Here is an 18,671-nt window from a genome sequence, read left to right as displayed (position 1 = left end):
GGAATCTTGCGAGAGCCGCCCGGCCGTCGTTGACGGCCGGGCTGAGCCCGTATCACTTAGTTGTCGACACTACCAAACACGTCCGTGCCACCCAGGCTGTTGACGCCCACATCAATCAGCGTCGCCACATGGGTCAACGAGAACTCGTTGGTGGCGAGGTTCGCAGAACCCGCCGTCGTGAAGGTGTAGACGCCCGCATCGGCGTTGAGGCCGTTGTTGTAGTCGTCGTACACGATCACGGTGTAGGTGCCGGCACCGATATTGCCAACCGCATTGGCGATGACACTTTCAACATCGCCACCATCGCTGAGATCCGACAGGATGGCCGAAACACCACTGAGGTTGCTGAGCTCAATCTCGATGACGTCCGTGCCGGCGTTGATGCCCACATCACCGACGTCATACGACACCGACTGGAACTCCGCACCCGGGCCATTGCCGACGTCCAGAGCGTCATTGCCCGCCGTGAAGCCCTGAACCGTCGCCGCCGCGTTGGTGGCCAGCAAGATCACGTCCGCACCGCCCGCGCTCAGGTCAACCACCTCGACGTTGGTCAGCGTCAGCACATCATCACCGCTGGAGCCCGTCACCGTGTCGGTGTTGGCACCGCCGTCGACCGAGGCCGTGATGGCAGCGTCGAAGGTGATGCTGTCATTGCCCGCGCCTGCATCCACGCTTTCCACGCCGCTCAGCGACAGGGTGTCGCCGCTCGCCGAACCCGTCACCGTGTCGGTGCCGGTGCCGCCGTCGATGGTCGCCGTCGTACCAACGGCCAGGGTCAGATGGTCGTCGTTAGAGCCCAGATCGGCGCTGCTCAGACCGCTCGCCGTCACGGTGTCGGCATTGCTGCTGCCGGTCACAGTCTCGATGCCCGTGAGCGTCACCGCCACGGTGTTGGAGGCGCTGATCGTGACATGGTCGCTGCCCACGCCACCGGTCACCGTTTCGATGTCGATGATGGTCAGCGTGTCGCCACCCGAGGAGCCCGTCACCGTATCGGTGCCGGCGCCGCCGTCGATGGTCGCCGTAGTCGCCGCGCTCAGCGTCAGGCTGTCGGCACCGTTACCAAACGTCGCGCTGGACAGACCGCTCGCCGTGACCGTATCGGCATTGCTGCTGCCGGTCAGGGTCTCGATGCCCGTCAGCGTCACCGCCACCGTGTTCGAAGCGCTGATCGTGACGTGGTCGTTGCCCGAACCACCGGTCACCGTCTCGACGTCGATGATCGTCAGGGTGTCGCCGCCCGAAGAGCCCGTCACCGTGTCGACTGCCGCACCGCCGTTGATGGTGGCCGTGGTCGCCGCACCCAGGGTCAGGCTGTCAGCGCCACCGTTCAGCACCGCGCTGCTCAGGCCGCTCGCCGTCACGGTATCCGCGTTGGCGCTGCCATTCAGGGTCTCGATGCCCGTCAGCGTCACCGCCACCGTGTTGGAAGCGCTGATCGTGACGTTGTCGTTGCCCGAACCACCGGTCACCGTCTCGACATCGATGATCGTCAGGGTGTCGCCACCCGAAGAGCCCGTCACCGTATCGACCGCCGCACCGCCGTTGATGGTGGCCGTGGTCGCCGCGCTCAGCGTCAGGCTGTCGGCACCGCCGTTCAGCACCGCGCTGCTCAGACCGCTCGCCGTCACGGTGTCGGCATTGCTGCTGCCGTTCACGGTTTCGACGCCCGTGAGCGTCACCGCCACGGAATTCGTGCTGCTCAGCGTCACCGCGTCATTGCCGCCGCCATCGGTCACCGTCTCAACGTCGGTGATCGTCAGCGTGTCGGCACCGGAAGAGCCCGTCACCGTGTCGGTGCCGGCGCCGCCGTCGATGGTCGCCGTGGTCGCCGCGCTCAGCGTCAGGCTGTCAGCGCCGCCGTTCAGCACCGCGCTGCTCAGGCCGCTCGCCGTCACGGTGTCGGCATTGCTGCTGCCGTTCACGGTTTCGATGCCCGTCAGCGTCACCGCCACGGAGTTCGTGCTGCTCAGCGTCACGGCGTCATTGCCGCCGCCGTCGGTCACCGTTTCCACGTCGGTGATCGTCAGTGTGTCGCCGCTGGAGGAGCCCGTCACCGTATCGGTGCCGGCGCCGCCGTCGATGGTCGCCGTGGTCGCCGCGCTCAGCGTCAGGCTGTCAGCGCCGCCGTTCAGCACCGCGCTGCTCAGGCCGCTCGCCGTCACGGTGTCGGCATTGCTGCTGCCGTTCACGGTTTCGATGCCCGTCAGCGTCACCGCCACGGAGTTCGTGCTGCTCAGCGTCACGGCGTCATTGCCGCCGCCATCGGTCACCGTCTCAACGTCGGTGATCGTCAGCGTGTCGCCGCTGGAGGAACCCGTCACCGTGTCGATGCCGGCGCCGCCGTCGATGGTCGCCGTGGTTGCCGCACCCAGCGTCAGGCTGTCGGCACCGCCGTTCAGCACCGCGCTGCTCAGGCCGCTCGCCGTGACCGTGTCGGCATTGCTGCTGCCGTTCAGGGTCTCGATACCGGTCAGCGTCACCGCCACCGTGTTGGAGCCGCTGATCGTCACCACATCGTTGCCGCCGCCATCGGTCACCGTCTCAACAGCGGTGATCGTCAGCGTATCGCCACCGGAGGAGCCCGTCACCGTGTCGGTGCCGGCGCCACCATCAACCGTGGCGGTCGCAGCCGCAGACAGGGTCAAATGGTCGTCGTCATTGCCCAGGCTGGCACTCTTCAGATCGCCGTCCGCCGTGACCGTGTCGGCACCGGAATAGGTGTTGACCGTCTCCACACCGATCAGTGTCAGGCTATCGGCCGCGCCGGTGGCATCCACGGTATCGCCACCAGAGCCGCCGCTGACAGTGGCCGTGACGCCAGCACTGGCGAAGGCGTAGTTGAGGTGATCGTTGCCGTCATCCAGCTGGACGTCGCTCAGAGACTGATCGCTGAAGATCGTGTCATTGCCAGCGCCAGCCACCAGCACCTCGACCGCAAAGAGGCTGATGTTGTCGGCGCTGCTGGAGCCATTCACCGTGTCGGTGCCGTTGCCGCCATCCACCGTCGCGAACGAGGCCGCAGCGGTGAAGCTCAGTTCGTCGTTGCCACCCGACAGCGAGGCGTAGTCCAGATCGGAATCAGCGCTGATCACGTCATTGCCGCTGCCTTCGTAGAGGCGCTCGACCCCGAGCAGATCCAGCGTGTCGCCACCATTGGAACCGTAGACGGTATCGCTGCCGAAGCTGCCGTTGACGGTCGCGTTGGTCGCTGCGTTCAGCTGCAGGTAGTCATTATCTGCACCCAGGTCGGCGTTGATCAGATCGGAGCCGTTGACCGTGATGCCATCGGCACCATCGCCCGCCGCCAGCACTTCCACGCCCGTCAACAGCAGCGAATCCGCACCGGCGGAACCCTGCACCGTATCGGTACCCGAGCCGCCGTCGATGGTGCTGCTAGCCGCATTCAGGAACTGAACATAGTCATCGCCGCCATTGAGATTGATGATCTCCAGGGTATCGACGACCAACGAGTCGTTGCCGCTCGAACCGTTGACGGTGTCGGTGCCGCCGCCGCCGATGACAGTGGCGCTGGTGGCAGCCGTCAGGGTCAGATCATCGTTGTCGGCGCCCAGGTCGGCGTAGTTCAGATCGCCGTCGGCGGAGATGGTGTCGGCACCAGAACCAGCCTGCAGCGTCTCCACAGAAATCAGGGTCAGCTGATCCCCGTCGCTGGAGCCGAACACCGTGTCGTTACCGACGCCGCCGTCCACCGTTGCAACCGGTGCGGCGATGTTCGTATAGAAGCCGATGGCATCATTGCCGTTACCAGCATTGATGTGCTCGACGTCAGCAACATTGATGGCATCGCTGCCGGCAGAGCCATTGACGGTATCGCTGCCCAGGCCGCCCTGGACGAAGGCGATGGTGTTGGCCGCGTTGAAGCTCAGCTCGTCATTGCCATCGTTCAGGCTGATGTAGTCGAGCGTGCCGTCGGCCGTGATGGTGTCGTCGCCAGTGCCGGCGTAGACGGTTTCCACGCTCTGCGTCGCGAAGGCGTCACCGGCGTTGGAGCCGTACACGGTATCGGAACCGATGCCGCCGAAGACGGTGGCGCCGTTGGCCGCCGAGGTGAACGTCAGCTGGTCGTTGCCGGCGCCGAGGTCGGCATAGTTCAGGCCGCCGTTGATGCTGACCGAATCATTGCCGGTACCGGCAAAGACGCTGTCCACATCATTGAGCACGAGGCTCTGGCCGCCATTGGCGCCGACCACGGTGTCCGCACCGCCATCGCCGCTGACCGTGGCGTTGGTGTTGGAGCCGAAGGTGATGGCATCGTTGCCGCTGCTGCCGTTGACGCTCTCCACGCCCGTCACCGTAACGGTATGCGGCGCGCCGTCGTCAGCCAGAATCACGGTTTCGATGCTGCTGTCGAAGCTGCTGCCGGAAGCGTTGTCGTCGATGGCATTACCCGCGCCGACCACGATGGTGCCGGTGCTGTGGAACGTCAGGGTCTGACCGTTGCTGAGGTTGACAACGTCGCTGCCGCCGTTGCTGAACACTTCGACGTTCAGCGTGGTGGTGTCGACGAAGGTGACGGTGTCGTTGCCCGAGGTGCCGTTCACCGTCTCGACATTGGTGACCTGCACGGTGGTGCCCGCACCGGTATCCGGCACGATGGTCACGCTGTCATTACCGCCCTGGCCGTCCACAATCGCACCGGAGGTGACGAGCACATTGTCGTCGCCCGGCGTGAAGGTGTAGTTCAGCGTCAGGTTGGCGCCCGAGAGGTTGTTCACGCCGTCCAGGATGGCCAGCAGCGTGAAGTCCGTGCCCGAGAGGGTGTTGTCGCCGTCGTCCGTGTACTGCCAGAGATAGGTGTCGGTGCCATCGGTGATGGCGAACACGGCCTGCTGGTTGTTGCCGGCGGAAGCCAGGTCATTGAAGGCCAGGAACTGCGCGACCTTCAGGCCGGTGTCGGCGCCGCCGCTGGCCGTGGTGGTGATGACCACCAGCTCAGCGTAGTCGTCGCCCGAACCCGGACCACCGTTATTGACGCCGTTGGCACCGTTCTTCCAGCTGTCGCCCTGCGCCTGCTCGATGGCGTTGTCACCCTGGGTCAGGGTAGCCGCGCTATCGGCGAACAGCACCGGGGAGAGCGAGATCACGTCGTTGCTGACGTTGAAGTTGGTGATGATGGTGACGCCGTCCACCAGCACGATGTTGCCGCCGGAGATGCGCGCGGCATTGATCTGCACCAGATCCGTATTGCCATCGGCACCCACGTCGATGTGATCCGCGCCCGTGCCGGCGATGATGACGTCGGCACCCGCACCCGCAAAGACGGTGTCGGAAACCACGTCATCGCCACCCAGCTGGATGGTGTCGTTGCCGGCGCCGCTGTTGATCTGGTCGATACCCACGCCGGTGTCGATCAGATCGTCGCCCGTGCCGCTGCTGACGGTGTCAGCACCCGAGCCGGTGGTGACCGTGTTGTCGCCGTCGCCGGCGGCCACGGAGTCATTGCCCAGGCCGGTGCTGATCAGGTCGTCGCCGTCACCGGCGGTGACCGTGTCATTGCCCGAGCCGGTGGTCAGGGTGTCGTCACCGATGCTGCCAGTGACCTTGAGGTCGGCGGTTGCAGCGCCGCCGTCGAGGTTCAGCGATTCCGGACCGAAGGCATCCGCCAGACCCGAGGCGTCGATGGTCTGGAAGCTAACGCCGTCCAGGTCCGCTGCCGTGGTGTCAATGATGATGCTGGTGACCGCACTGGTGCCGAACTGCGCGACGATGGTTTCCACACCCTCGACATTGCTGAGGTTGGCCACACCACCCGTCGCATAGACGTTCAGCACATCGCTGGAGGTGGTGCCGCCGATCAGCACGTCGCCCGCGGTGAAGTTGCTGTCGTAGCCGTTGATGGTGAGCACTGCGGCCGAGGCGCCCGCGTTCACGGTGTCGTTGCCGGCATTGCCGCCGACCGCGTACAGATTGACCGTGGTGGCGTTGTTGAAGGCCGCGTCCAGCGTGATGCTGTCGGTGTTGGACTGCAGGTCCAGCTGGTTGATGCCGGCACCATCGGCTTCGGTGCCCAGCACCGCATTGAGCGAGACGCCGCTGTTGGAGGTGAGGATTTCAACGCTGCTGACGCTGGTGAAGCCGTCGTCGGTGATCAAGACGTTGTCCGAGGCGCGGATGGAGTCCGTGCCCGAGCCGCCGTCCATGGTGACCGTCGAGCCCAGATCGCCGCCGGAGATTTCCAGCACGTCGTTGCCGGCGTTGCCCTGGAAGTTGATGTTGTTGTCGACGCCCAGGTTTTCCTTGATCAAGGTGTCGCCGGTGGCGGAACCCGTGATGTTGAACTGGTAGTCGGCGTCGGTCTGGCCCACGTCGAGCGTCACCGTGAAGGTGTCGAGCGGATCGGTCAGGGCGGAAGCATCGATGTTGACCTGCGTCAGCGTGCCGACGTTGCCGCCGGTGAAGGTCAGGGAGTTGTTGTCGAAATCGCCGAAGATCGTCCAGTCGCCGTTGTGGACGAGGGTGTAATTCTCCACGTCCGTGACGATGTTCAGATTAACCGATGCGTTGACCTCACCCACCGAGTTGTCGAGCTGAACCGTATCGGTGCCCGCGCCACCCGCAATGCTGTCGCTGATGCCCAGCTCGCCGTTGCGCACGACCACGACATCATTGCCGCCACCCAGGGAGAGGTCGTCGGCGCCAAGGCCGAGGTCGACGGTATCCTGGCCGGCGCCAGTGACAATGGTGCTGCTGCCGCTACCGTCAATGATCAGGTTGTTGCCATCGCCAGCCAGCACCGTGTCATTGCCGCCGCCAGTGGAAATGGTGTCGTTGCCCGCGCCGGCACTGATTTCGTCGTCGCCCGAGCCGCCGCTGACAACGTTGTCACCTTCGCCTGCATTGATGGTGTCGTTGCCAGAAACAGCGGTGATGGTGTCGTTGCCGCTGCCGGTGATAACGCTGTCGCTGCCCGCGCCGTCGTTGACGTTCAGGCCCACGGTGTAGCCGGACGCGTCGAGCGTGTCGGCACCGCTGGTGAGAATCACGTTGACGATGCCGGCTTCCTGCGCCTGAGCGTCGATGACCGTGACACCCGTGTTGTTGAGCACCAGCGTCTCGATGCTGCTGACATTGGTGTAGTCCACGTCAGTGGTGCCAGCGTCAGTGTACAGATCGTCGCTGCCGTCGCCGCCCGCGATCACGTCCGTGGAGTCGAGGTTGGCACCGCTCTGCACGGAGTCGTCGCCCAGGCCCAGGCTGACGTTGTCGCTACCCGCGCCCGTGATGACGGCATCGTTGCCGTCGTTGCTGACGACCACGTCGTCGCCATCGCCCACCAGAATGGTGTCGTTGCCGGCGCCGGAGGAGACGTTGAACTGCTCGTTGTTGCCGTTGTTGTCGAAGGTGAAATGCTCACCGGCGTCCAGCGCGGTGGCGTCGACCGTCAGGCTGGCCTGGCTGAAGCCAGCGGCCAGGGTCAGGCGCACATCGCCACCGGCCGCGTCGTCCTGGACCACCACCGAGCTGATCGCGCCATCGACATCGAGGTTCAGGGTGAAGTCTTCTTCGATGGTGCCAGCGTTGTCGATCGCTTCGGTGCTGTCATCCACCAGCACGATGGTGTTGGTGCCGGCGGAGTGGCCGCCCGGCAGCGAGCCGAAAGCGCCGTCGCCGTAGATGGTGTCGTTCGCGGTCAGTTCGCCGCCGTCGAAGACGAAGGTATCGTTGCCGCCATTGCCGACGAGGAAATCGTCGCCCAGATTGCCTTCAATGGTGTCGGCGGCTGCGCCGCCAATCAGGGAATCGTCACCCGAGCCACCGATCAAGTGGATGGCACGGCTCAGCACCGTGGCGTCGAAGTCCAGATCATGTCCGGCGGTCAGCGCCGAACCGTCGACGGTCACCACCGTGGTGTCGGCGTCGAAGGACTGTGCGGGATTGGTGAAGCCGAACGCAGTCTGGTCGGTGATTTCGTAGGAGTAGCCCGCAGCGTTGTCGAGCAGGACGATGTTCTCGAAACCCTGGACATGATCCAGATCGGTCGCGGCGTTCTGCGCGCTGATGTACAGCGTGTCGGTGCCGGCGCCGCCCTGCAGGTAGTCGTTGGCGGTGAGGTTGCCGGTGGCATAGACGACGTCGTCGCCGTTGCCCAGAACCACGGTGTCGTCACCGCTGCCGAGCACGACGGTGTCGTTGCCGTCGCCGGCGACGATGCTGCTGCTACCGCTGCCATCGATGATGCTGTCAGCGCCAGCGCCGCTGCTGATGGTGTCGTTGCCGGCATTGCCGATGATGGTGTCATCGCCCGTGCCGGTGGTGATGTCGTCGTCCTGGCTGCCGCCGACCACCACGTTGTCGCCATTGCCGGCGTTGATGTCGTTGTTGACGTTCAGGCCACCGACGATGGTGTCGTCGCCGCTGCCGCCGCTGAGCGTGGTGCTGCCAGCGGCGTTGACCGCCGAGTAGCTCAGGTCATTGGTGCTGCCGCTGCCGTCCACCGTGCGGATGGCGCTGTCCAGCGCATCGCGGATGGTCAGGGCTGCGCTGTCGGCATCCAGGGTCAGGTCCGTGCCGCCGTTGGCGGTCGCACCACCGTTGAAGTCCAGGGTGTCGATGACCACCGCCAGCGAGCCGCTGGTATGAATCACGGCCTGCTCGAGAGCGTCGTCCAGAATCAGGTCGTTGAGCGCATCGCCTGCATTGCCGGCGGCGCTGATGGTGACGTCCACCTTGTCGGCGGTGCCGGTGACATCGGTATCACGGATGTCGAGCAGGACGCTGACGTTCGGATCGGTTTCGTCGCGGATCTCGAGGTAAGTGGTGTTGGCGGTGATCGCGCCGGCACCGGCGTTGAGCAGCGCGACATCGTCGGTGCTGTTCATGACCACCAGCGTGCCGATGGCGTCGGAGCTGGACAGGTCGATCTGCGTCGGGTTCAGGCTGCCGGCACCGTTGCCGGAGTCCGAGGTGATCTCGAAGGTATCAACGTCGACGAACTCGAAGCCGGAGAAGTTGACCGAGCTCGCGCTGCCGTCGATGGCCAGGATGACGGTGTCATTGCCACCGTTGCCGTCCACCGAATCATTGGCATTGAGGTTGTTGTTGGTGGCGAGATAGAACTCGTTGGCCTGACCGGCGGTACCGACGAAGTTGTCGGTGCCGGCGGTGAAGACGAAGTTGATCTGCGCCACGTCGACGGTGACCACGCCGGTATCGGTGCCACCGTTACCGTCGCTGACCGTATAGGTGAAGCTGTCCTGGCCGAAGAAGTTGGCAGCCGGGGTATAGGTGTAGCTGCCGTTGGCATTCAGCACGACGGTGCCGTGGGCGGCGCCGCCGTTGCCGACGATGCTGAAGGTCAGCGTGTCGCCGTCCACGTCCGTTGCCGAAACCGAACCGGTCACGGCGAGGTTCTGCACCGTGCTGGCGGCGTCATCGGCGGCCACCGGTGCATCGTTGACCGAACTGACGGTGATGGTGGCGGTGCCGGAGGCAGTGCCGCCGTGGCCGTCGCTCACCGAATAGGTGAAGGTGTCGGTGCCGTGGTAGTTGGCGACCGGGGTGTAGGTGAAGCTGCCGTCTGCGGCGATGGTCACGCTGCCGTGGGCGGTGGCGGTGGTGCCGGCCACGAAGGTGACGGTATCGCCATCCACGTCGCTGGGCGTCGGCAGATTGCCGGAGAGCACCGTATCTTCGGCCGTGGTGCCGGCCGTGGCGGCGGCAATCGTCGGATTGTCATTGACCGCAGCCACCGTGACGTTGGCGGTCGCGGTGACCGTGCCGCCGTTGCCGTCGCTCACCGTGTAGGTGAAGGAGTCGGTGCCGTTGAAGTTGGCGGCCGGGGTGTAGCTGTAGGTGCCGTCAGCGTTGACCACGGCCACGCCGTGGGCGGCCTGCGTAGCGAGTGCATAGGTCAGCGTGTCGCCGTCTGCGTCCACGCCGGCGGTCAGCGTGCCGGTCTTGACCGTATCTTCCGTGGCGCTGACGGTGCTGTTGGCTGCGGTCGGTGCGTCGTTGACCGAGGAAACCGTGACCGTGACCGTGGCGGTGACCGGGGTGTTATGTCCGTCGCTCACCGTGTAGGTGAAGCTGTCGCTGCCGTGGTAGTTCGCGGTCGGGGTGTAGGTGTAGCTGCCATCGGCGCCGATCACCACCGTGCCGTGCGCGGCCTGGGTGCCGAGCGCATAGGTCAGGGTGTCGTTATTGGCATCGGTAGCCACCGGCAGGGTGCCGGTCTTGACCGTGTCTTCGGCCGTCGTGATTGCCGTGTTGCTGGCAACGGGCGCGGAGTTACCACCGCCACCGCCGCCACCGCCGTTGCCGCTCACCGCAAACGCCGTGACCGCCGTCACGCCGCCGCCGATGGCGAGCCAGGCGCCGGTGCTCAGACCGGCCGAACCGCCGCCGCCCGCCGCGTCCGACGCGGCGAGGCCGGAATCGGCCACCATCAATGCCTGGGAGTCGGCGAACACGCCGCCGGCTGATGCCTGCTCGCTGCCCTCAGCCTTCTGAGGCGCGGCCGCGACCTGATCCTCGGCGCTGTGCTTTCCGCTGCCGTCCTGGCTCAGATCTTGCTGGAGCTTCTTCTTGAGAAGGTCTTCCTGCTTGGAAGACTTGGGGTTGTTTGCCTGCGCAACGTGTTGGGTGCTGCGGTCACCAGATTCCTTCGCCATCTCGATATCCCCTGAGTGATGCTTCGCACCGCCGCCCGGAATTGGGCGGCGGAACAATCAGAAAAGGTTGCTGCGTTTCTCCTCGCTCGCCCATTTGTCGGCTGCTCGCCTGGGATGAGCGCTGCTTCTGCGTATATGCGACTTCAAACGAATCTAACAAATGGGTCTGGGCCTTTCAACAAACCTACGCCGCCCTTAGCGTCCGCTTATCTGCCTCACACTACCGTTTGCAGATTGCCCGTCGTGAAGTGTGCAAAAGCGCTCAATCCGCACCAGTAGCTGGATGAAGTGCATCAAAACAGCGCAACAATAAGGCCTCAAAAACTTGCAGCGCGTGACATGGTTCTCGCGTCACGCACAAAGGCACAGTCAAGCGCCTCCAGACCGATTTTCAGCGCTCGACCAGGGCCTCGCTGCTGACGCGGCGCAAGGGCTTGAGCAGGTACTGGGCGACGGTGCGCTCCCCGGTGATGATCTCCACCTTGGTGGTCATGCCCGGCAGGACTTCGATCTTGTGCGCGCGGTCGGCTGGAATCTCATCGATCTGGATATGCACCCGGTAATAGGTCTGCTCGCCCTTGGGGGTGTTTTCCTGGAGGGTGTCCGAGCTGATGTAGGTGACGTGGCCTTTGAGCGAGCCATAGATGGTGTAATCGTAGGCGTCGAGCTTGACGTTGGCGTGAAGGTCCTTGCGGATGAAGGCCACGTCAGCCGGCGTGACCTTGGCCTCCACCACCAGCGGATCGTCTGAGGGCGTGATCGACAGCAGTTCATCGCCGGCCTTCATCACCGCGCCGATGGTCGTCATGCGGACATTATTCACCGTGCCACTCATCGGCGCCCGCAGCTGGGTGGACTGCAGGGCCTCGCGGCGCTGGCTCAAGACCTCCTGGGCCTGCTCCAGATCGGCCTGGCTCTTGGCCAGATCGGTTTGGGCTTCCTGGCGGTAACCGTTGCGCTTGTTGTCCATCGTGCCGCGCAGTTCATTGACCTGCCGGCGCGAACGCAGCACTTCGGTTTCGGACGCATCGCCGGTCTTGGCCAGACGCTCCAGGGCGGCCAGCTCGTCGCTGGCCAGCTTCAGTGAACGCTGGATGGCCCCCAGTTCCTCGCGCTGCAACTGCAGGCGCCGGTCATAAAGATTGCGCTGCGAGGCCACGATGTCGGCGTACTGCTGCACTTCCTTGGAGAACCTCAGCGGCGTGCCATCGAGTTCGGCGCGGGCGCGTTCGATATTGGCGGTCAGGGCGATGACCTTGGCGCGGATTTCATCCGTGCTGGCCTCGAAGCGGGCCCGGTCCAGCTCCGCCAGCAGATCGCCGGCCTTGACCTGGTCACCCTCGCGGACCTTGAGCTTTTTCAGTACGCCACCGTCCACCACCTGCACGATCTGCGCACGGCTGGAGACGATGACCGTGCCCGGCGCACGAATCTGTTCGTCCAGCGTCGCCCAGCTGGCCCAGGCGCAGGCGGCCAGCAGCAGCGCCGAGAGCACCAGCAGAATGCGGTTGGCATAGCCCAGCTGCAGGGGTTCGGCGCGCGCGAACAACTGATCGATCTGGTTCATCGTGCCCCCTGCGCCGCCACGGCAGCAGCCGGCCGAGGCACTGCACCGTTTTGCACCGCCTTCACGCGCTCGGATGGCACATCCACCTTGAGCACCCCATCCTCCAGAATCAGCACGCGGTCGGCCAGCTCCAGCCAGCCCGGGCGATGACTGGAGAAGATCAGCGTGTGATGCCGCGGCAGATTGCGCAGCATCAGCACCAGACGCTCTTCGGCCTCCTTGTCGAGACTCGAAGAAGGCTCGTCCAGCACCCAGATGCGCGGCTCCTGCAGTACCAGCCGGGTCAGCCCCACCAGCTGCCGCTGACCGCCGGACAAACCGGAACCCCCTTCGCGGATCGGGATGTTGAGACCCAGGGGATGGCGGCGCACCATGACATCGAGACCGGTTTTCTGCAGCGCTTCCCAGATCCGCTCCTCGCTGGGCAGGCTCAGGCCCAGGGTGAGGTTTTCGCGCAGGGTGCCGGAGAACAGCCGCACTTCCTGCGGCAGATAGCCGATCACCTCGCGCAGCCAGCTGGGCCGGCAGTTCTGGATATCGAGCCCGGCGATGGTGACGTCGCCGCCGGACGGTGTGGCGATGCCGGCCAGCAGCTTGAGCAAGGTGGTCTTGCCGCTGCCATTGCGGCCGAGCACCGCGATGCGCTCTCCGGCCTTGATGCTCAGCTTGGGAACTGCCAGCTGATTGACCTGCACGCCTTCGTAGGCATAGCGCAGCTCGTTGATGGCCAGATCCAGCGGGGCGCTGCTGGTATTGCCTTCGCGGCCGGCGGCATCGTCGCTGGGACAGGACAGCACCTGATTGAGCACGTCCAGGGCGTAGCGCGCGTGATGCCACTGCAGCAGCAACTGGGTCACGGTGGCGATATTGCCCAGGGCGCGGCTGGACAGGATCGAGCAGGCGATCAGGCCGCCCATGGTCAGCTCACCGTCACCGATCCTGTAGACACCCACCGTCAGCACCGCGACATATGCCATCTGCTGGGTGATGTAAGTGGCGTACTGGGCATAGGCCGAGAGCAGGTGCAGCTTTTCGGAGCGCTTGGCGGTTTCGCGGGTGGAGCGCAACCAGACGTTGCCGAAATTGGATTCGCCGCCCTGCGCCTTGATGATCTCGGCGCCGGCCACCGCCTCGAACAGAATGCCCTGACGCCGCGTCACCTCATCGCTCTGCTCGCGTTGCACGGCGGCCAGCGGCCGGTACACCGAGAAGCCGATCAGCAGGCACAGCGGCGCAAAGCCGATCAGCACCCAGGCAACATCGCCACCGATCATGGCGATGATGGCGATGAAGAACAGCTGGAAAGGAATGTCCGCCAGCACAAACAGCGTCGAGGAGGTGAAGAAGCTCTTGATGAACTCGTAGTCGCGGATCTGCGCCACCAGCGAGCCGACGCGCGAAGGGCGGCGGTCGAGCTTGAGCGCCATCACTTTCTCGAAGAAGTACAGAGACAGCGCCTCATCGATGCGCTTGGCCGAAGCCTCCATGAGCTTCAGGCGGATCAGCTTGAACAACAGCTCGAAGACGTAGGCGATCAGCACACCGCTGGCCAGCACCCAGAGCGTCGCATACGCGGAATTAGGCACGACGCGGTCATAGACCTGCATCGCGAACAGCGAAGAGACCACGGTGATCATATTGACCAGCACACTGACCAGGCCGATGCGCAGCAGCAGCGGCAGGTGCTGGCGTATCGCCGCCAGGATGGCCTGCGTGGCCGGGCCACGCTGCTTGCGCTCGACTTCAATCTTCTCCGCCGCCAGCGCCGGCGGCACCGGCACCAGAGCGAACGCACTCGGCGCCGGTGGCGCCTCGCCCGCTTCCGGCCAGACGATCTCGGCGTGCCGGGCCCCGTCGGCCAGACGCAGCAGCACGCCCACCTGGTTCGGCGCCAGCACCCAGGCCGGCAGCTGCGCCGGCGTCAGCAAGGACAAGGGCACCGTCTCCAGGGTGTGTCCCTGAAACAGCAGCGCCCAGGCCGCCGCAAGCCGCTCGGCATCGGACTGCGCGGTCACGTCCTGCCAGGCCTGCTGCGCTTCGCGCAGCGAGGCATGCAGGCCGCGCCGACGGGCGAGATCGGCAATCGCCTGTGCCGCCGCCTCTGCCGACAGCGGCGCCGGCAGGATCTCGCTTTGCGTCATGGTCCCTCTCCCACGTATTCGATCACCGGCGCGGCGTCGCTCAGACGCCGCCAGTACAGCGCCTGCAGCGCCAGCTGGGCATTGGCCAGCCAGAAACCACGGCGCACGCTCACCAGCTGCAGCACTTGCTCATTGGCTTCGCGCTGCGCATTGAGCACTTCCAGCCAGGTCTTGCGACCGACTTCAAACTGCCGGATGAAGCTGTCCACCAGGGCCGAAGTGGAACGCGTGGCTTCTTCCTGCGAGGCGATCTGCAGCAGCGCCGCCTGACGCTGGGCGCGTGCCACACGGATCGAAGCGTCCACCTCGCGGATCGCCGCCTGATAACGGGCCTGCGCGGACTCCGCACGCTGCTGCTCGGCCTTGTAGGCGAGAAAGCCCTTGAGACCGTTGTCGGTCTGGTAAGAGAGCGCCAGCGAGGTCACATCGTCATTGCTGGGATCGAGAATCTCGCCGCTGATCTGGTGCTTGAACTGCAGCGAGACCTGCGGCCAGAGCGCGGCCTTGGCCTGCCGGGTGCTGGCATCCTGCGCCGCAAGCTGCGCCAGGGCGGTCTGCCGCACCGGATGTCCCTGAATCCCGACGGTGCCGGCACCACTGACCTCTTCGTCACTCAAGCGCGTGTTGTCGGGCGGCCAGTACACGGTATCGGGGCGCGCCAGAATCAGACTCTCCAGCTGCGCGCGATTGGCCTCGTAGACGGCGCGGTTGGCTTCCGCCCCGGACTGCGCCTGACGCAGGCGCGCCAGCGCCGTCTCCACATCCGCCTGCGGCGCGGCACCTTCCTTGGCGCGGCGCTGAATGACGCCCAGCAGACGCTGCAGCTCGGCGATGTATTTCTGCCACTGCTGATCGAGCTCCTGCGAGGCCGCGACATTGAGATAGGCCTCCGCCGTCTTGAGGCCCAGCTGCAGACGCGTGTTGTTGAAGTCCGCCAGCGCGGTCTGGCGCTTGGCCTTGGCCTGCGCCACCAGCGCTCCGGTCGAGCCGCCGCTCCACAGCGGCTGCACCACACTGACCACCGTGGAACGGCCATCGATGACGCTGCTGCCGCCACGCGACTGCGCCGCCGAGTAGCTCACATAAGGCAGATAACCGGTGCGCGCGCCGGAGATGTCGTAGCCGGTGGCTTCCAGCGCCTTCATGGCCTGCAGCACCTGCGGGTTGTCGCGCCAGGCACGATTGAGTGCTTGCGCCAGACTCATGGCGCCGGCGTCACCGAAGGAATCGGGCGCACTGAGCGGCGCCACGGTCTCCGCAGGCGGCAGACTCAGATCGAGCGCCTGACCCGCTTCAAGCCCGCCCGCTGTCGCAGCTGTTGCCGGCGGTTCCCCGCTCGGCGTCTGTGCCAAGGCTGCAAGCAGCGGCTGCGCCGCTGCCAGCCCGATGAAGAGCCACCAATGTCGACTGCGCTTGCTGTGCACCGTAGTCCTCAGGACCGTCTGCCGGTCCATCGCTCCCTGACTGACCGCCTGCCTGCGGGTGCCGGCTGCGTCCGAAAAGGTCGCGCCGCTGCCTCACCCGGGCCGGTATGGTAGGCGATCAAGCTTACGAATTGCGCGTGGCACAAAAGAAAACGGGACGGAAGGCACGCCTTCCGTCCCGCATTCTTTGACTGATTGCGAAATCGCTTCGCCGATCAGTTGTTCTCGAAGGCCTCGACTTCCACGCGACGGTTCAGCGCGCGACCCTGCTCGGTGCCGTTGTCGGCGGCCGGCTTGGTTTCGCCGAAGGACGTGATCTGGAACTCGCCCTTGTAGCCCTTGTCGGCCAGATACTTCTTGACCGTCTGTGCACGACGCTCGCCCAGGCCCACGTTGTATTCCGGCGTGCCGACGTCATCGGTATGGCCGTTGAGGCGCAGCACGATCTTCGGGTTCTTCATGTCCTGCACGATCTTCAGGGCATTGTCGAGCTTGGCGCGCTCGGCAGCCTTCAGATCAGCCTTGTCGAAGTCGAAGTAGACCGGGCCGAAGCTCTTGACCTTGGGCGCCGGCGCACCGACCTTGGCCGGCAAGGGGCAGCCGGTCTCGTCCACCTTCACGCCCTTGGGCGTATCCGGGCACTTGTCCTTGGAATCCGGCACGCCGTCGCCGTCGGAATCCGGATCGACCGGAGCCGCCGCTGCCGGCTTGTTGCCGTAATCCAGGGCACTGCCGAACGGCACCACCAGACCCAGGCGCAGAATCAGCTCGTTGAAGACGTTGTTGTCGGTGAAAGCGCCACCGATCTTGTCTTCATCCACGTTCAGATAGCGGTAGCGCGCTTCCAGGCGCAGACCCAGATCCTGGCTGCCGGCCTTGAAGTACTTGAACACGCCGCCCGCGTAGGAATAGGCCGGATCGGAGCTCTTGCCGCCGCCGTTGAGGCGCGACTGCACGAAGGAACCGCCGACCGACAGATAAGGCACCCAGCCATCGCTCATCGGGTAGGTGAACAGGGCGTTGAGTTCGCCGCCGCGCTCGCGCCACTTCAGGTTGTCCGGCGCATCGTTGCGGTCGAACCAGGCCTGCGAGATGTTGGCTTCAAGGCCGAAATAACGTGCGAGCGGCACACCCACGCCTGCGAAGTAGCCGGTGGCGTCGCCGGAATGGCGATCGTTGTCATCGGCGAAGGTAAAGCTCGGACCCAGATCGAAATAAGGCCGCAGCGCGTAGGGCTCATCAGCTGCCGCTGCGGTGCTGATCCCGGACACGGCCAGCGTCAGCAAGGCGGCCGCCTTCATCGTTTTTAGCTGCATGTTTACGAACCCCAAGTTGTCGACGTCATTGTGTTGTGACCCGCACAGGCGGCAAACCCGCGCGAGCCCGTTTTCCAAGCAAATAATATAGCAATTGCTGGCATAAGGAATAAAGATGCCTGCGCTCAGCGGCTTACACGACAGCCTTCACGTAAGCGACATGGTTTTGGGCTATTCAATGTCAGCGCACGGCCGTCGCCCGTGGTACGCGGCGCTGGCCGCCGGGCTTTTCAAGCAGTTCGCGGCACTTTACCTTAATATAATCCGTTCATCCGTATAGACAGATATCCACCCGTCGCCGAGGATCCTTTGATGTCCGAATACCTGTTCACCTCCGAATCCGTTTCCGAAGGCCATCCCGACAAGATCGCCGACCAGATTTCGGATGCGGTGCTCGACGCGATCCTGCTGCAGGACAAGCGTGCACGTGTGGCCTGCGAAACCCTGGTGAAGACCGGCGTGGCGATCGTCGCCGGCGAGATCACCACCTCGGCCTGGATCGACCTGGAGCAGCTGGTGCGCAAGGTGATCAGCGACATCGGCTACACCAGCTCGGATGTCGGCTATGACGGCGCGACCTGCGGCGTGATCAACATCATTGGCAAGCAGTCGCCCGACATCAATCAGGGCGTGGATCGCAAGAACCCCGAGGAACAGGGCGCCGGCGATCAGGGCCTGATGTTCGGCTATGCCTGCAACGAGACCAAGGAGCTGATGCCGGCGCCGATCTTCTACTCGCACCGTCTGGTCGAGCAGCAGGCCAAGGTGCGCAAGCAGAAGAAGTCGCCCCTGCCCTGGCTGCGTCCCGATGCCAAGAGCCAGGTCACGCTCAAGTACAAGGATGGCGTGGCCGTGGGCATCGACGCGGTGGTGCTCTCCACCCAGCATGCACCGGGCGTGAAGAACAAAGAGCTGCGCGAAGGCGTGATCGAACACATCCTAAAGCCCGTGCTGCCCAAGGCCTGGCTGGATGCGGTGCCGAACAAGAAGATTCATATCAACCCGACCGGCCAGTTCATCATCGGCGGCCCGGTGGGTGACTGCGGCCTCACCGGCCGCAAGATCATCGTGGACAGTTACGGCGGCTGGGCGCGTCACGGTGGCGGCGCGTTCTCGGGCAAGGATCCCTCGAAGGTGGATCGCTCGGCGGCGTATGCGGCGCGCTATGTGGCGAAGAATCTGGTGGCCGCCGGCCTCGCCGATCGCATCGAAGTGCAGGTGAGCTACGCCATCGGCGTGGCGGAGCCGACCTCGATCTTCGTCACCAGTTTCGGCACCGGCAAGATCAGCGACGCCTCGCTGGAGAAGCTGGTGCGCCGTCACTTCGATCTGCGCCCCTACGGCATCATCAAGATGCTGGATCTGGTGCACCCGATGTACCAGGCCACCGCCAGCTACGGCCACTTCGGCCGCAAGCCCTACGAGGTCAAGCTCGCCAATGGCGAGCGCTTCACCGCCTTCTCCTGGGAGAAGACCGACAAGGCCGAAGCCCTCAAGGAAGACGCCAAGAAGCTGAAGTGAGATGTCGAAAAGGCCGCCGCAAGGCGGCCTTCTTGTTTGTGCCGCGCAAATGCGGCGGCTATGAC

Annotated in this window: 6 protein-coding genes; 1 reads left to right on the top strand and 5 read right to left on the bottom strand. The window is 64.7% G+C overall.

The genetic code is table 11. From position 1 onward, the window contains the following. Positions 1–56: 56 nt before the first annotated feature. The 5 genes from BMY12_RS03730 to BMY12_RS03710 form a co-directional block, all read right to left on the bottom strand. A complete protein-coding gene (locus tag BMY12_RS03730) occupies positions 57–10,637 on the bottom strand; it encodes a calcium-binding protein (RefSeq protein ID WP_093282218.1) in 10,581 nt (3,526 codons plus the stop codon). Between the two features lie 391 nt (positions 10,638–11,028). Then, the gene (locus BMY12_RS03725; protein WP_093282215.1) at positions 11,029–12,204 is read right to left on the bottom strand and encodes a beta-barrel domain-containing protein; all 1,176 of its coding nucleotides are present in this window, start codon (positions 12,202–12,204) and stop codon (positions 11,029–11,031) included. Beyond that, positions 12,201–14,345, bottom strand: coding sequence for an ATP-binding cassette domain-containing protein (locus BMY12_RS03720; protein WP_093282213.1), 2,145 nt, complete (start codon positions 14,343–14,345; stop codon positions 12,201–12,203). Before BMY12_RS03720 ends, BMY12_RS03725 begins: the two co-directional genes overlap by 4 nt. After that, positions 14,342–15,595, bottom strand: coding sequence for a TolC family protein (locus BMY12_RS03715; RefSeq protein ID WP_177188822.1), 1,254 nt, complete (start codon positions 15,593–15,595; stop codon positions 14,342–14,344). The genes BMY12_RS03720 and BMY12_RS03715 overlap by 4 nt, the downstream gene beginning before the upstream one ends. A gap of 389 nt (positions 15,596–15,984) precedes the next feature. Beyond that, positions 15,985–17,070 (bottom strand): OmpA family protein, encoded by a 1,086-nt coding sequence (locus BMY12_RS03710; RefSeq protein WP_177188821.1) that lies wholly within the window; start codon positions 17,068–17,070, stop codon positions 15,985–15,987. A gap of 327 nt (positions 17,071–17,397) precedes the next feature. Between BMY12_RS03710 and metK the strand changes: the two genes are divergently transcribed. Then, positions 17,398–18,606, top strand: a complete 1,209-nt coding sequence (metK, locus tag BMY12_RS03705; protein ID WP_093282205.1) for a methionine adenosyltransferase — start codon at positions 17,398–17,400, stop codon at positions 18,604–18,606. Positions 18,607–18,671 lie beyond the last annotated feature (65 nt).

It is taken from the genome of Solimonas aquatica (genome assembly GCF_900111015.1).
Taxonomy (GTDB): domain Bacteria; phylum Pseudomonadota; class Gammaproteobacteria; order Nevskiales; family Nevskiaceae; genus Solimonas; species Solimonas aquatica.
This window is presented reverse-complemented; position numbering and strand designations above follow the sequence as displayed.

Coding starts and splice junctions, on each gene's coding strand:
- BMY12_RS03730 (WP_093282218.1), bottom strand. CDS start 10,637: ATGGCGAAGGAATCTGGTGACCGCAGCACCCAACACGTTGCGCAGGCA.
- BMY12_RS03725 (WP_093282215.1), bottom strand. CDS start 12,204: ATGAACCAGATCGATCAGTTGTTCGCGCGCGCCGAACCCCTGCAGCTG.
- BMY12_RS03720 (WP_093282213.1), bottom strand. CDS start 14,345: ATGACGCAAAGCGAGATCCTGCCGGCGCCGCTGTCGGCAGAGGCGGCG.
- BMY12_RS03710 (WP_177188821.1), bottom strand. CDS start 17,070: ATGAAGGCGGCCGCCTTGCTGACGCTGGCCGTGTCCGGGATCAGCACC.
- metK (WP_093282205.1), top strand. CDS start 17,398: ATGTCCGAATACCTGTTCACCTCCGAATCCGTTTCCGAAGGCCATCCC.